This is a genomic window from Microbacterium oleivorans NBRC 103075 (assembly GCF_001552475.1).
GTDB classification, from domain to species: Bacteria; Actinomycetota; Actinomycetes; order Actinomycetales; family Microbacteriaceae; genus Microbacterium; species Microbacterium oleivorans.
Genome location: NZ_BCRG01000004.1, coordinates 224,623 through 239,545 on the forward strand (window position 1 = coordinate 224,623; position 14,923 = coordinate 239,545).

The 14,923-nt window shown below is 70.1% G+C and carries 15 protein-coding genes and 1 tRNA gene; 15 read left to right on the plus strand and 1 reads right to left on the minus strand.

Annotated elements, in window-relative coordinates; translation table 11 throughout:
- Positions 1-182: 182 nt before the first annotated feature.
- The 12 genes from MO1_RS06835 to MO1_RS06890 all read left to right on the plus strand — a co-directional run bounded on the left by MO1_RS06835 (position 183) and on the right by MO1_RS06890 (position 11,897).
- Positions 183-1,172: a TadA family conjugal transfer-associated ATPase gene (locus MO1_RS06835; protein ID WP_167542026.1), complete on the plus strand. Its 990-nt coding sequence runs from the start codon at positions 183-185 to the stop codon at positions 1,170-1,172.
- Positions 1,169-2,059: a type II secretion system F family protein gene (locus tag MO1_RS06840; protein ID WP_060915598.1), complete on the plus strand. Its 891-nt coding sequence runs from the start codon at positions 1,169-1,171 to the stop codon at positions 2,057-2,059. The genes MO1_RS06835 and MO1_RS06840 overlap by 4 nt, the downstream gene beginning before the upstream one ends.
- A gap of 41 nt (positions 2,060-2,100) precedes the next feature.
- A complete protein-coding gene (locus MO1_RS06845; protein WP_036313412.1) occupies positions 2,101-2,304 on the plus strand; it encodes a DUF4244 domain-containing protein in 204 nt (67 codons plus the stop codon).
- A complete protein-coding gene (locus MO1_RS06850) occupies positions 2,301-2,639 on the plus strand; it encodes a TadE family type IV pilus minor pilin (protein ID WP_236081075.1) in 339 nt (112 codons plus the stop codon). The genes MO1_RS06845 and MO1_RS06850 overlap by 4 nt, the downstream gene beginning before the upstream one ends.
- The gene (locus MO1_RS06855) at positions 2,639-2,965 is read left to right on the plus strand and encodes an Rv3654c family TadE-like protein (RefSeq protein WP_060915599.1); all 327 of its coding nucleotides are present in this window, start codon (positions 2,639-2,641) and stop codon (positions 2,963-2,965) included. Before MO1_RS06850 ends, MO1_RS06855 begins: the two co-directional genes overlap by 1 nt.
- Positions 2,966-3,042: 77 nt before the next feature.
- Entirely contained in the window at positions 3,043-5,706 is a 2,664-nt protein-coding gene (topA, locus tag MO1_RS06860) for a type I DNA topoisomerase (protein WP_060915600.1), read from the plus strand.
- Positions 5,703-6,326: a dTMP kinase gene (tmk, locus tag MO1_RS06865; RefSeq protein WP_036313422.1), complete on the plus strand. Its 624-nt coding sequence runs from the start codon at positions 5,703-5,705 to the stop codon at positions 6,324-6,326. The genes topA and tmk overlap by 4 nt, the downstream gene beginning before the upstream one ends.
- Positions 6,327-6,356: 30 nt before the next feature.
- A complete protein-coding gene (locus MO1_RS06870) occupies positions 6,357-7,511 on the plus strand; it encodes a DNA polymerase III subunit delta' (protein WP_060915601.1) in 1,155 nt (384 codons plus the stop codon).
- Positions 7,508-9,061: an alpha/beta hydrolase gene (locus MO1_RS06875; RefSeq protein ID WP_060915602.1), complete on the plus strand. Its 1,554-nt coding sequence runs from the start codon at positions 7,508-7,510 to the stop codon at positions 9,059-9,061. The genes MO1_RS06870 and MO1_RS06875 overlap by 4 nt, the downstream gene beginning before the upstream one ends.
- 68 nt (positions 9,062-9,129) lie before the next feature.
- A tRNA-Thr gene (locus MO1_RS06880) sits at positions 9,130-9,205 on the plus strand.
- Between the two features lie 17 nt (positions 9,206-9,222).
- Positions 9,223-9,612 carry a hypothetical protein gene (locus MO1_RS06885; RefSeq protein ID WP_060915603.1) on the plus strand — a complete coding sequence of 130 codons (390 nt, stop codon included), beginning with the start codon at positions 9,223-9,225 and terminating at the stop codon, positions 9,610-9,612.
- Positions 9,613-9,662: 50 nt separating this feature from the next.
- Positions 9,663-11,897: an MMPL family transporter gene (locus MO1_RS06890; protein WP_060915604.1), complete on the plus strand. Its 2,235-nt coding sequence runs from the start codon at positions 9,663-9,665 to the stop codon at positions 11,895-11,897.
- A 6-nt stretch (positions 11,898-11,903) separates the two neighbouring features.
- On the opposite strand, the gene MO1_RS06895 is transcribed toward MO1_RS06890, so the two are convergent.
- Positions 11,904-12,290 carry a DUF3054 domain-containing protein gene (locus MO1_RS06895; RefSeq protein ID WP_060915605.1) on the minus strand — a complete coding sequence of 129 codons (387 nt, stop codon included), beginning with the start codon at positions 12,288-12,290 and terminating at the stop codon, positions 11,904-11,906.
- Between the two features lie 71 nt (positions 12,291-12,361).
- On the opposite strand from MO1_RS06895, the gene MO1_RS06900 reads away from it, so the two are divergent.
- The 3 genes from MO1_RS06900 (at position 12,362) to MO1_RS06910 (ending at position 14,846) form a co-directional block, all read left to right on the plus strand.
- Positions 12,362-12,961, plus strand: a complete 600-nt coding sequence (locus tag MO1_RS06900) for an isochorismatase family protein (protein WP_060915606.1) — start codon at positions 12,362-12,364, stop codon at positions 12,959-12,961.
- The gene (locus tag MO1_RS06905; protein ID WP_052009512.1) at positions 12,958-13,596 is read left to right on the plus strand and encodes a DUF2510 domain-containing protein; all 639 of its coding nucleotides are present in this window, start codon (positions 12,958-12,960) and stop codon (positions 13,594-13,596) included. The genes MO1_RS06900 and MO1_RS06905 overlap by 4 nt, the downstream gene beginning before the upstream one ends.
- 62 nt (positions 13,597-13,658) lie before the next feature.
- Positions 13,659-14,846, plus strand: a complete 1,188-nt coding sequence (locus MO1_RS06910; RefSeq protein ID WP_060915607.1) for a glycosyltransferase — start codon at positions 13,659-13,661, stop codon at positions 14,844-14,846.
- Positions 14,847-14,923 lie beyond the last annotated feature (77 nt).

A 14,923-nucleotide genomic window follows, 5' to 3' on the forward strand; every position in this document is an offset into this window, starting at 1 on the left:
CGTGCTGATCCCCCCTGAAGCGCGATCGCGTGGGCGGCACCCTTTCCCCCAATGGGTGTCGCCCTCCTCTTTTTTCCGGCCGATGGATGCCGGTTCCTGCACACCCCTCCGCCCGGTGAGATCACTCACCTCCGCTCGTTCTGCGGCCGTTCGGAAGCGACGTGCCGCTTAGCGTCTCGGGCATGACGTACCCGTTCATCGTCGCTCCTCGAGGGCCCGGCGCCGCCGCTGAGCCGCGACCGGTGCCGCGGCATCCGATCGTCGCGCCCCTGCGGCGGTATCTCGCCGACCCGGCCGTGACGGACGTCTTCGTGAACGGGACCGACGGCCTGTACGTCGATCGCGGTGCGGGTGCCGAGCGGGTGCCGGAGTGGACGCTCGGCGAAGAGGCCGTGCGAGAGCTGGCGGTCGGACTCATCTCGCTGGGCGGCCGCCACCTCGACGACGCGACGCCGTGTGCCGACGTGCGCTGGGAGCAGGGTGCGCGCGTCCACGCGGTCCTTCCTCCCATCTCATGCGCGGGTGCGACCATCTCGATCCGACTCCCCGGTACCGGCATGCCCGACTTGGACGACCTCGGCCGTCGCGGCGCGTTCGACGCCGCGACGGGAGCACGACTCGAGCGCCTCGTCGACGAGCGCACGAACGTGCTCGTCACCGGCGCGACCGGAGCGGGCAAGACGACGCTGCTTGCCGCGCTCCTCGGTCGTGTCCCGGTGTCGGAGCGCATCGTCACGATCGAGGACGTCGCCGAGCTCCGCATCGCCCACCCGCACCACGTCCGGCTCGAAGCCCGGCAGGCCAATCTCGAGGGTGTCGGGGCGATCGCGCTCGGGCGGCTCCTGCGGGAAGCGTTGCGGATGCGCCCGGATCGCCTCGTCGTGGGGGAGTGTCGGGGCGAGGAGGTCCGTGAGCTCCTCACGGCGCTCAACACGGGCCACGACGGCGGCGCGGGAACCGTGCACGCGAGTGGCCTCGCCGATGTCCCCGCGCGCCTCGAGGCACTCGGCGCCCTCGCCGGGATGGACGATCGCGCGCTGGCGCGGCAGACCGCGAGCGCGATCGGCGCCGTCGTCCACATCGAACGCGGCCGTGACGGTGTGCGGCGCGTGATCGGCATCGCTCGTCCCACTGTGCGCGATGACCGGCTCGGTGTCGAGGCTGTCGCGTGAGGCGCCGGAGGAGTGCGGATGCCGCGGCTCCGGACGCCGTCGCGGTCGCGGGTGTCGTGCAGCGCCTCGCCGTGCTCCTGCAGGCGGGCATCGCTCCGACCGCCGCCTGGAGGCATCTCGGGGGCGCCGGCGATACGACAGCAGACGCTGTCTGCGAACGGCTGGACGCGGGGGGATCGGCCTCATCCGCCCTCACCGATCGAGGCGGCGCATGGCAGCAGATCGGCGTCGCGTGGCAGGTGGCCACGGTGGTCGGCGCCCCGCTCGCCGTGAGCCTGTGCGGCCTCGCGGAGGCGCTCCGCGACGCCCACCAGGCACGCGATGACGTCCGCTCCGCGCTCGCCGAGCCGCAGACGACCGCGCGGTTGATCGCATGGTTGCCCCTCGTGGCGCTCGGCCTGGGCGCCGCGCTCGGGTTCGACCCGTTCGCCGCGCTCGCGACGCCGCTCGGAGCCGTGTGCCTCTTCGCCGGCGGACTCCTCATGTTCGGGGCGTACAGGTGGACCCGCGCCCTCGTCGCCCGCGCGCAACCAGGGGAGGAGATCCCCGGACTCGACGCCGAGGTGATCGCGATCGCGCTGTCGGGCGGCGTGTCCATCCCGCGGGCGCTCGAGGTCGTCGCGGCCGCATCCGGCCTCGAACCCACTCCGGAAACCGAGTCCGTGCTCGCCCTCTCCCGTTCGGCGGGTGCTCCCGCCGTCGAGCTGCTGCGAGCGGATGCCGCGGCCCGCCGGCAGGCAGCGCGCACCGAGGGGCGGCTCCGGGCGGCATCCCTCTCCGGGCGACTCCTGCTTCCGCTGGGGGTCTGCACCCTCCCGGCGTTCCTGCTCCTCGGTGTCGGACCGATGTTCCTCTCGGTCCTGACCACGACCCCGCTCACGCTGTGAGCCCAGACGTGCCCACCATTCCCAACCCATCGGAGGAGTCCATGACAATCCACGATCTGCCCACACTGACCCGCCGTCGGGCAGCCGAGCTGTTCGACGACGAGTCCGGCGCCGCGACTGCGGAGTATGCCATCGCCACGATGGCTGCCGTCGCCTTCGCGGGGCTGCTGGTCATCATCATGCGCTCGGACGAGGTGCGCGGCATCCTCACCGACCTGGTTCGGCGCGCCCTCACCGTCGCATGAGGCGGGACGAGCGGGGATCGGTCGCAGCGGAGTTCGCCGTGACGGTCCCCGCCGTCGTCCTCGTGATCGTTATGGCGGTCTCGGCGCTGTCGGTCGGCGGGCGGCAGGTGCGGCTCGAGCACGCCGCCGCGCAGGCGGCCCGCCTCGCCGCGCGCGAGGAGCCCGCCGATCGGGTCCGCGCCGCCGCCACCGCCCTTGCATCCGGGGCATCGGTGACCACCCGACGCGACGGCGACCTGGTCTGCGTCGACCTCACGGCGGCCGCGGGTGTGCCGCTGCCGCTGCCGAAGCTCCGCGCGTCGTCGTGCGCGCTCGCCGCGCCGGAGGTCGACTGATGGCGGGGTCTGCGACGACGATCGGTGTCCTCGCCGTGACGGCCACGCTCACTGTCGGCTTCGTGGCCGCCGGCGCTGCCGCAGCATCCTCGGCGCGGGCGGCCGGCGCCGCCGACGTCGCCGCGCTCGCGGCAGCCGACACGGCCTCGGGGCTCGTGGCGGGGGAACCGTGCGCTCGGGCGGCGGACGTCGCCGGACGCGTCGGCGCGTCGCTCACCGCGTGTCGCATCGACGGGCTCATCGCGACGGTCGAGGTCTCCCTCGACGTCGGCCCTCTGGCCGCGCGGGCGCGCGCTCGCGCGGGGCCTCCGCCGGGCTCGCCCTGACGGACGCCTGCACCGAGGCTCTCAGCGTGCTCTTGACAACTCGGTGTGTATGGTGTGCAACGAAGAAAGGACGCCACGTGGCACAGGGCAAGAAGCTCGTCATCGTTGAGTCGCCGACGAAGATGCGCTCCATCCAGGGATACCTGGGTGACGGTTATGAAGTCATGAGTTCCGTCGGGCACATCCGCGATCTCGCAGACAAGAAGGACATCCCCGCGGAGCTGAAGAAGACCTCCGTCGGCAAGTACTCCATCGACATCGAGAACGACTTCACCCCTCTTTATGTGGAGAGCGATCGAGGCAAGAAGACGGTCTCCGAGCTCAAGCGAGCTCTCAAGAACGCCGACGAACTCCTGCTCGCCACCGATGAGGACCGCGAAGGCGAAGCCATCGCGTGGCACCTCCTCGAGACCCTCAAGCCCAAGGTCCCCGTCAAGCGGATGGTCTTCCACGAGATCACGAAGGACGCGATCCAGGCCGCGGTGAAGAACACCCGCGAACTCGACCACGCTCTCGTCGACGCGCAGGAGACCCGCCGTATCCTCGACCGCCTGTACGGCTGGGACGTTTCAGACGTCACGCGCCGCAAAGTCGGTCAGGGCACGAGCGCCGGCCGCGTCCAGTCGGCCGCGACCCGTATGGTCGTCGAGCGTGAGCGTGAGCGCATGGCGTTCGTCTCCGCTTCGTACTGGGACGTCGACTCGACCGCGGTCAAGGGATCGGATGCCTTCGCCATCCGCCTCGCCCGCCTCGACGGCGCGCCCCTCGCCCGCGGCACCGACTTCGACGACACCGGCTCGCTCAAGAAGGCCGTCGTCGTCCTCACCGAGGACCAGGCCCGCGAACTCGCCGCCGCCCTCGAGGCGTCGGGTGCGGCATCCGTCGTCAGCGTCGAGGCCAAGCCCGGCACGCGCAGCCCCAAGCCTCCCTTCACGACCTCGACCCTCCAGCAGGAGGCCGGTCGCAAGCTCTCGATGAGCGCCAAACACGCCATGGGCGTCGCGCAGCGGCTCTACGAGAAGGGCTACATCACGTATATGCGTACCGACTCGACCGCGCTGTCGGCGCAGGCGGTCAACGCGGCGCGCACGCAGGCGGTCAGCCTCTACGGCGACAAGGCCGTGCCCGCCAACCCGCGCAGCTACCGCAACAACGCGAAGAACGCGCAGGAGGCGCACGAGGCGATCCGTCCCTCGGGCGAGCACTTCCGCACACCTCAGGAGGTCACCTCAGGCCTCGACCGCGACGAGTTGCGCCTCTACGACCTCATCTGGAAGCGCACCGTCGCCAGCCAGATGGCCGACGCCAAGTACGAGACCACCACTGTCACGATCGACGCGGATGCCGCCGGTAAGACCGCGACGTTCACGGCGTCCGGCACCGTCTACACCTTCAAGGGCTTCCTCGAGGCGTACGAAGAGGGTCGCGACGAGAAGCGCAGCGACAACGATCGCGCCGACGACCAGTCGCTGCCGTCGCTCGCCGTCGGCGACGCGCTTCGGTTGACTGAGGTCGAACCGAAGGGCCACGCGACGAGCCCGAAGCCCCGCTACACCGAGGCCTCCCTCGTGAAAGCGCTGGAAGAGCACGGCATCGGCCGCCCGTCGACCTTTGCGAGCATCATCGACGTGATCCTCGATCGCGGCTACGTCTCCAAGCGCGGCCAGGCACTCGTGCCGAGTTGGCTCGCCTTCAGCATCGTGCGCCTCCTCGAGGAGCATTTCGCCGACCTGGTCGACTACGACTTCACAGCCGCCCTCGAGGACGACCTCGACTCGATCGCCCGCGGCGAGCAGAATCGCGCGGCGTGGCTCCGCGAGTTCTACTTCGGCTCCGAGGGACACGTGGGCCTGCGCAACATCGTCGACAACCTCGGCGACATCGATGCGCGCGAGATCAACTCGACCAAGATCGGCGATGTCGCGGTCCTCCGCTTCGGTCGCTACGGTCCGTACCTCGAGGTCCCCGGTGACGACCCGGAGACGCCCCGCCGCATCAACGTGCCCGAGGATCTCGCGCCGGACGAGCTGACCCCCGAGAAGGCGCGCGAACTGATCGACGCTCCCGTCGGTGGTGACCGCGTGCTCGGGCAGAACCCCGAGACCGGTCGCGACGTCGTGATCAAGGACGGCCGCTTCGGCCCGTACCTCGAAGAGGTGCTTCCCGAGGAGGAGGCTCCCGCCGAGGAGGTCAAGCCGAAGCGCGGTGCGAAGAAGGTCGTCGCCCCCAAGCCCAAGCGGGCGTCGCTGTTCAAGAGCATGTCTCCCGACACGATCGACCTCGGCACTGCGCTCAAACTCCTGTCGCTGCCGCGCGAGGTGGGTGCCGACCCCGAGTCGGGCACCGTGATCACGGCCCAGAACGGTCCGTACGGCCCGTACATCAAGAAGGGCACCGACTCGCGGAGCATCGCGAGCGAGGACATGATCTTCGACATCACCCTCGAACAGGCCCTCGAGATCTACTCGCAGCCGAAGTACGCGAACCGCGCCGCGACCTCCCTCAAGGAGTTCGAGCCCGATCCCGTCAGCGGTAAGCCGATCCGCATCAAGGACGGCCGCTTCGGCGCCTACGTCACCGACGGGACGACCAACGTCACCATCCCGAAGGGGCAGACCCCCGACGAAATCACCTTCGAGGTCGCCGTGCAGATGCTCGCCGACAAGCGGGCGAAGGGGCCGGCGCCCAAGCGCACGACCCGCAAGCCTGCGGCGCGTAAGCCGGCGGCGAAGAAGAAGTGACCTCCGGGCTCTGGATCACCCTCGAGGGTGGCGACGGCTCGGGCAAGACGACGCAGGCGGCCCTGCTGGAGCACTGGCTCCGGGAGCAGGGCCGTAGCGTCGTCCGCACGCGCGAACCCGGCGGCACGGAGGTGGGCGTCCTCATCCGCGACATCGTCCTCCACCACCGCGGCGACATCGCGCCGCGCGCCGAGGCGCTGCTCTACGCGGCCGACCGTGCGCACCACGTCGAGACCCTGGTCCGACCGGCCCTCGCGCGGGGAGATGTCATCATCCAGGATCGGTACCTCGACAGCTCCGTCGCCTATCAGGGCGCCGGTCGGGTGCTCGATGGGGTCGAGATCCGCGACCTGTCGCTGTGGGCGGCAGAGGGCGCGCTTCCCGATGTCACGGTCCTCCTCGACGTCGACCCGGCGACCGCACGACAGCGACTGGATGCCGCCGACAAGCCGTTCGACCGGCTCGAAGCCGAGAAGAGCGCGTTCCACGAGCGGGTGCGTACCGCGTTCCTCGCGCTGGCGGATGCCGAGCCGAAGCGTTTCCTCGTCGTCGATGCGACGCAGCCGATCGACGTCATCGCCGAGGCGATCCGCAGACGCGTGTCCACACACCTGTCTTGAGGGTCGCCGACACCTCGTAGGCTGAATCGCATGACCGCCACCACTGTCGACGTGCTCCCGTGGGGCGAGGTCTGGGGCCAGGATGAGGCCGTCGCTCAGTTGCGGGCTGCGGCATCCGACCCCTCGCAGATGTCGCACGCGTGGCTCATCACCGGTCCACCCGGATCCGGACGATCGACCCTCGCCTACGCGTTCGCCGCCGCTCTCATCGCAGAGCCCGGGGATGAGAACTCGATGCGTCAGGTGATGGCTCGGACGCATCCCGATCTCGCCGCGCTCCGGACCGAGGGCGTCATCATCTCGATCAAAGACGCGCGCTCGCTCGTGGAGCGGTCTTACTTCTCGCCGTCGCTCGGCCGGTACCGCGTCATGATCATGGAGGACGCCGACCGCATGGTCGAGCGGACGAGCAACGTCCTCCTGAAGGCCCTCGAAGAACCGCCGGAGCAGACCGTTTGGATCCTCTGCGCTCCCAGTGACGCCGACCTCCTGCCCACGATCCGCTCGCGCGTGCGCATTCTGCGGCTCCGCGAGCCCGATGTCGCCGACGTCGCCCGACTCATCGTGCAGCGCACCGGCGTCGACGAAGTGATCGCCGAGCAGTCCGCCCGGCTCGCCCAGCGCCACATCGGCATGGCGCAACGCCTCGCGACGGATGCCGCCTCTCGCGAGCGTCGTGAGCGCACTCTGCGGGGCGTCCTGCGCGTTCGTGGTGTCGGCGACGCCGTCGAGGTCGCTGCGAGCATCGTGCAGTCCGCCACCGACGACGCGAAGGCGCTGACCGCGACGCGGGACGAGGGGGAACGGGAAGCGCTGCTCCGCACCCTCGGCGTCCCGCCGGGAAGCGCGGTCCCTCCCGCTGTCCGCAGCCAGGTGAGCGCCCTCGAGGATGAGCAGAAGCGTCGCGCCACCCGAAGCCTCCGCGACGGGATCGACCGGGTGCTGACGGATCTCGAGTCGCTCTACCGCGACACGCTCATGCGCCAGTTCGGTCGCGACACCGACCTCATCAATCGCGAGCTGACCGCCGACATCGAGGCGCTTGCTTCGGCCTGGACGCCGCAGCACACCCTCACCGTGCTCGACGCGATCGCGCTCACGCGGACGAACCTGCAGGGCAACGCCGCTCCTGCCCTCGCGCTCGAGAGCATGCTGATCACCGTCGCGACGGGACGCACGCAATGATCCGGGGAGCGTGGCGTCGCGCCGCGGCCGCACTCCTGGCCGCGGGGACGATCGCCGCCGTGCTGGTCGCCTGCACACCCAAGGTGAATACGGATGCCGCGCCGAGCCGCGCGCCCGTGACGAAGGGCGCGCCGGTCGGTTTCGAGGAGTACTACGGCCAGAAGGTCGCGTGGGAGAAGTGTCGCGGGCTCGATGAGGGGGACTACTTCTGCGCTTCGATCACGGCTCCGCGCGATTGGACCGACCCGAAGGGCGAGGACATCGAGCTCTCGGTGATCGTCCGCATCGCATCGAGCGGAGACGCGAAGGGTTCGCTGTTCGTCAACCCGGGTGGACCGGGCGCCAGTGGCGTCGACCTGGTGCAGCAGTCGGCGGGATTCGCCGTCGGAACCGATCTCCTCGACAGCTACGACGTCGTCGGCTTCGACCCGCGCGGCGTCGGGCGGTCGACGGCCGTCCGCTGCTTCGACGCCGCCGCGATGGACGACTACCTCTTCGACACCCCTGCCGCTCCGCGGGGCTCCGCGGAGCGGGCGAAGGAGCAGCGTTCATCGGCCGAGGCCTTCGCTCGCGCGTGCGAGACGAACAGCGGCGGGCTCCTCCCATTCGTCACGACGCAGAACGCCGCTCGTGATCTCGATCTGCTCCGTGGAGTGCTCGGCGACGAGAAGCTCTCATACCTCGGGTACTCGTACGGATCGTTCCTCGGTGCGACGTACGCCGAGCTGTTCCCTCAGAACGTCGGCCGCGTCGTCCTCGACGGCGGGCTCGACCCATCGATTCCGAGCGCCGTCGTCGGCGCCCGGCAGGCAGCGGGATTCCAGTCGGCCCTCGACGCGTTCCTGACGAGCTGCGTCGGCGGACCCGACTGCCCGTTCGACGGCCCGCTCGCGACGGCTCAGCAGCAGCTCTCCGATGCTCTCGCCGCCGTCGACGCATCCCCGCTGAAGGCGACCGACGGCCGGATGCTGGGCGCCGACGCCCTCTCCTTGGGGATCATCTCGGCGCTCTACAGCGAGAGCAACTGGTCGCGGCTGTCGTCCGCCCTCACCTCCGTGCTCGAGGGCGATGCCGACGACATGTTCGAGCTGGTCGACCAGTACTACAACCGCTACGACGGGATGTACCTCGACAACTCCACCGAGGCGTTCTCGGCATACAACTGCATGGACTACCCCGCTGACCCCGCCGACGTGGTCGAGGCTGCGAACAAGGACGTGGCCGAGAAGGCGCCGACCTTCGCGCCCTACTGGAGCTCGGACGTCAACCTCTGCGACGCGTGGCCGTACCCCCCGACGGGAACCCGGAACGAGATTCACGCCGACGGGGCGGCGCCCATCCTCGTCATCGGCACGACGAACGACCCGGCCACCCCGTACGAGTGGTCGGCGGCTCTCGCCGAGCAGCTGAACTCAGGCATCCTGCTGACCCGCGTGGGGGAGGGGCACACCGGCTTCAACAAGGGGAATGCGTGCATCGACGACACCGTCGTCGCGTACTTCGACGACGGCACGGTGCCGGAGGGCGACGTGCGCTGCGAGGCAGGATGAGGGGCGCGTTCGCAGCATCCCGTCAGACCCTGTAAGCTCGATGATCGTGCAACGCGCGAGCGAAGCGCGCCACCTTAGCTCAGACGGCAGAGCGATTCACTCGTAATGAATAGGTCAAGGGTTCGATTCCCTTAGGTGGCTCCAGAACAGAGGACACACGGGTGACACAGGCCCTCGATGCGATTCTCGAAATCTTCACGTGGGTCGGATTCGGGGCGGCATTCGCCCTCGGAATCGTGTCGGTGATCGTGTGGGCGTCCGACGGCAGCTGGCTGCGGGCAGAGGCGTACCTCGATGAGGACGGTCATACCCTTCGCTGGCTCGACAGCGAGGGCGACGTGAACTCGGCAGACGTCGCCGACCAAGATCGTCACCGGGTCGGCGCGGACCACACAGCACAGATCTGGTACCGCCACGGCTGGCGGGACCGGATGCGGTTCACGCGCCGCCCGCCCGTGCTGCGGCTCCTCGTGGGGCTCACCCTCGGCGGGGCCGCCCTGGGCCTCGCGGCGACGGTGGCATCTGTCGTCGCATACTTCGTCCGCGGCTGATCACGCGCTCCATATTGCTGAAAAAGCGTATATCTAGATAATCTAGGTATATGTCTCCTGCATCGACGCCTTCCCGATGGCTGCGCATCGCGCTGCCGCTCGTCCTCGTCGTCATCTGGCTGGCCGGTGGCTCGATCGGTGGACCGTACTTCGGCAAGGTCGACGAGGTCTCGACCAACGACCAGTCGACCTTCCTGCCGCAGAGCGCCGAGTCGACGCAGGTGCAGGAGCGCCTGGACGACTTCCTCGGCGGCGATGCGATTCCCGCCCTCGTCGTGTTCGACGCCGGTCGCGCGCTCGACGACGCGCAGCTGCAGGACGTGCAGGCTCTCACCGACGAGATCGGTGCCCTCGACGGCGTGCAGGAGGTGTCCCCGGCGATCCCGTCCGAGGACGGGGAAGCGGCGCAGGTCGTCGTCTCGATCGATGCCTCGGGCGAGGTGACCGACATCGTCGGAGAGGTTCGAGAGCTGGTCGCTGCAGATGCACCCGAGGGCGTGAAGGCCTGGGTGACCGGCCCCGCCGGCTTCACCGCGGACCTCGCGACCGGTTTCACCGGCATCGACGGGCTGCTGCTGCTCGTCGCGCTCGGTGCCGTCTTCGTGATCCTCGTGATCGTCTACCGCTCGCCGCTCCTGCCTCTCCTCGTGCTGCTGACCTCGGTGTTCGCCCTCTGCGTCGCGCTCCTCAGCGTGTGGTGGCTCGCCAAAGCCGAGATCGTCGTCCTCAACGGCCAGGTCCAAGGCATCCTCTTCATCCTGGTCATCGGCGCCGCGACCGACTACGCGCTTCTCTACGTCGCCCGCTTCCGTGAGGCGATCGGGGAGGGGAGGAAGAGGTGGGATGCCGCGACCACCGCCTGGAAGGGGGCGGTCGAGCCGATCCTCGCCTCCGGCGGCACCGTCATCGCGGGGCTCCTCTGCCTCCTTCTCAGCGACCTCGCGAGCAACCGCGCCCTCGGCCCCATCGCCTCCATCGGCATCGCGTTCGCGATGCTCTCGGCGCTCACGTTCCTCCCGGCTCTCCTCGCCCTGGTGGGGCGCGCGGCATTCTGGCCGTTCATCCCCAAGGCGGGCATGACAGAGCTCCCCGTCGACTTGACCCAGCCCACCCGAGGCCTCTGGGCGAGGCTCGCGCGGTTCGTCGCGCGCCGCGCGCGGATCGTCTGGATCGTCTCCACGGTCGTGCTGCTCGCGGCATCCGTCGGTGTGACGCAGTTGAAGGCCGACGGCGTTCCCGCGAGCGAGCTCGTTCTCGGGGCGTCTCAGGCCCGCGACGGGCAGGCCGCCCTCGCCGAGCACTTCCCGGCGGGATCCGGCAGCCCGCTCTATGTCATCGTCCCCGAGGCCGAGGCGCCCGATGCGGCGGAGCTCATCGCGGATCAGGCCGGCATCGAGTCGGTGGGTGTCGTGTCGGCCGATGCGCCTGCCGGCCAGGCCGACGTCGCCGTCGAGGGCGGCCAGCTCGTCCTCACCGCGCAGGGACCTCCCGGAACGGCCGCGCCGGCACCCACCGTCGACGGCGGCGACGTCATGCTCGTCGCGACCCTCTCGGACGCCGCCGACTCGATCGCGGCGGAGGACACCGTGCGCGATCTGCGCGAGGCGATCTCCGGGACCTCGCTCGACGCCGTCGTGGGCGGCACCACGGCCGTCGACCTCGACACCAACGACACGTCGATCCGCGACCGGACGGTCATCATCCCCGTCATCCTCGTGGTGGTCCTGCTGATCCTCATGCTGCTGCTGCGGTCGATCCTCGCTCCCGTGCTCCTGATCCTCAGCGTCATCGTCTCGTTCGCGGCGGCACTCGGAGTCAGCGCACTCGTGTTCAACGACGTGTTCGGCTTCCCTGGCGGCGACCCGGCGGTGCCGCTCTACGGTTTCGTCTTCCTCGTGGCGCTGGGGATCGACTACAACATCTTCCTGATGTCGCGGGTGCGCGAGGAGTCCGTTCGCCACGGGACGCGCCGGGGCATCCTCCGCGGGCTCGTCGCGACGGGCGGGGTGATCACCTCCGCCGGGCTCGTGCTGGCGGCGACGTTCGCGGCGCTCGGCGTGATCCAGATCCTGTTCCTCGTGCAGCTCGCGTTCATCGTCGCGTTCGGCGTGCTGCTCGACACCTTCATCGTGCGCTCGCTCCTCGTGCCGGCGCTCGCGTACGACATCGGGAAGGCCATCTGGTGGCCGTCGAAGCTTTCGCGCGTCGATGCCGACGACTCGCCGGAGGCTTCGGTCGCCGAAGAGATGACGCGAGCCGAGTACCGGCGGACGCTCGATTCGTGAGGACGGTCAGTGCCGGCGGCGGGCGATCAGTGCCGCGATCGCCCGCCAGCCGACCAGCAGGACGAGCAGGACGATCGTCGCGACGATGACGAACGCGACCTGCACGCCCTGACCCGACAGCGCCCGCAGAAGCATGCCACCGACGACCGTGACCACCCAGACCGGGATGCCGGTTCGCACGACCGCTCGCGGTGCCCGCCACGCAAGCGACACGAGCCAGCCGACGACGAGTGCCGCGAGGAACGGCCCTGCCGTCGTCGCGAGCCCGGCGAACACCGCTTCGGTGTGACTTGCGCGACCGATTGCCGCGAAGACTGTGACGAGGACGACGTCGATTCCGAACGCGGCGAGTATCCCGCCGGTCGTGTTGGTGTGACGGGCGTGAGCGGCCATCCCGCCAGCGTAGCGGCGCCGACTGTGGCGCTGAGCCCACCCGCGGCCCCATCTGGTCGTACTCTCGAGACATGACTCGAGCCCTGTTCATCGTCGATGTGCAGAACGATTTCACCGAGGGCGGCGCCCTCGGCGTCGACGGCGGTGACGCGGTCGCTGCGGCTATCACGGCGCACCTGGCCGCTCACGCCGCCGACTACGACGTGATCGTGGCCTCGCGCGACTGGCATGACGGCGACGGAGACAACGGCGGGCACTTCTCGGCCGCCCCCGACTTCGTCGATTCGTGGCCGGTGCACTGCGTCGCCGGCAGCCCCGGTGCAGACTACGACCCGGGCCTCGACACCTCCGCCGTCACCCACCACGTGAAGAAGGGTCAGGGCATCCCCGCCTACTCGCTCTTCGAAGGCGTGACGGATGCCGGTGAGACGGTCGCCGACATCCTCACCTCCCACGGGGTGGTCGAGGTGGACGTCACCGGGATCGCGACTGATCACTGCGTTCGCGCCTCGGCCCTCGACGCGATCGCGCACGGTCGACACGTGCGGATTCTCACCGACCTCATCGCCGGCGTCGCCCCCGCGCCGAGCGAAGCGGCCCTCGCCGAGCTCGCCCACGCCGGGGCGGAGCTGGCCTCGGCCGCAGACCACAGCGACGAGGGCGGTCAGTGAGCCGCCAAGCGCCGGCGGGCTGGTACGCCGATCCGGGCGAGCCGGGACAGCTGCGCTGGTGGGACGGGACGGACTGGGCCACCGACACGGTCGCGACGCCTGCGTCCGCCCCTGCTGCATCGCCGGCACCCGCACCCGCACCCGCACCCGCGGCCGCTGCCAGCACGGCAGGACCCGCCCGAGCCGGCACCATCTGGATCTGGCTGGCCATCGCGGCATCCGCTCTGCCCCTCTACACGGGCGTGTTCCTCGACACCGCCGCCTTCGCTCGGCTTGGCGGATCATCCTCGGGGCTGACCCCGGCCGCCGGGATCGTCGCCGGCCTCGCCTCCCTCATCGTCGTGGACCTCGTCCTCGGGGCGTTCGCCGTGCTGTTCGCGTGGCTCGACCACCGCGCGCTCCGCCGCCGCGGCATCGAGGCACCGTTCGCGTGGGGGTGGGCAGCCCTCGCCGCCGTGGCCACCCTCGGTGTCTACGTCGTCGGACGCACGGTCATCGTCCGCCGCCGCACCGGCGGCGGCCTCGCTCCCGTGTGGGTCTGGCTGGCCGCGACCCTCGTGGGACTCGTCGTCTTCGCCGTGTGGATCACGGCGTTCTCGGACGCGGCCTGGATGGCGGTGACGACCGCGCGCTGATCTTCACGCGATGGTCACCTGCGGTTCATCGCCCTCGGACGACGTCGCCTGAGCATGGGGGAATGACTCGTCTTCGCGTGCTGTCGCTCTACGAAGGTCTGTTCTCCGGCGGTGCGCGAGTACTGCACACGAACGTCGTCACCGGTCTGCATGTCGACGGGTCGCATGACCATGCCGTCCTCTCGCTCGCCTCGCAGGCCCGCCGCGAGGGCGCCCTGCAGCCCATGACGGACGACCCGCGATACCGGTGGCTCCGCGAGGCGGGCATCGAGGTCTCGGATCTCGGACGCGAAGCGAGCGCCGTCGCCCCCGATCCCGACAGCTTCACGACGGCCGAGCTCGACGTCGCCGCAGCCGCGGTCGCTCGGGCCGACATCATCCTCACGCTCAAGGAGCAACCACTCGGACTCCTCCTGGCGCTGGACGCCCGGGGTCTCCTCCCCGATGTCCCGATCGCTGCGTGCCTGCACCGCTCCGACCCGACGCACTCGGGTGCTGCCCTCCGCTGGTTGGCTGAGCTGGCGGCATCCGGTCGCCTCACTTCGACGATCTCGTGCGCCGACTCGACCAGCGACGCCTACGCCCGCTTCACGCCGCCGTCGGTCGAGCGGCTCGTGATTCCGAACGGGATCGACCTCGCGCGCTACCGTCCCAAGGCGAACGAGCGGATGCCGCTGCGCACCCGCCTCGGCATCGCCGCGAACGCTCCCGTCGTCCTCTTCGCGGCACGCTTCGACGCGATGAAGGACCCGGGCCTGTTCCTCCGCGCGGTCCGGGCGCACGCGGCGAAGGACAGCCGTGCGCAGTACCTCATGTGCGGAGCGGGCATGACCGACGACAACGCAGCGCTGACGGCGGCAATCGCCGAGGCCGGCGCCCCGGTCGAACGGATCCACCGGCTGGGCATCCGCGACGACATGCCGCGTGTCTATCGCGCCGCTGACATCGTCGCCCTGACGAGCGCGTTCGGCGAGGCGTCGCCCCTCTGCCTCATCGAGGGCGCGGCGAGCGGCGCGACTCCGGTCACGACCGCGGTGGGGGATTCGGCGCAGATGGTCTCCGGTTTCGGGCTCGTCACCCCCCACGACGCGGACGCGATCGCCGCGGCGTGGGCAAAGGTCATCTCCCGCCGTCCCGACTATCGCGCCGCGGCGTTGGCGGCCCGGCCGCGACTGGGAGCGGAGCGCATGCTCGACGAGTACCGCGGCGCAATCGACGGCCTCAGAGAGCGGGCCGAAGCGGCCGCCTGAGCGGATGCCGGTGGGGCGGGCACGGGCTGTTTCTTTCGACCCGCTACCCTGTGGGGCCTCGGCACTCCGTGCAGAGA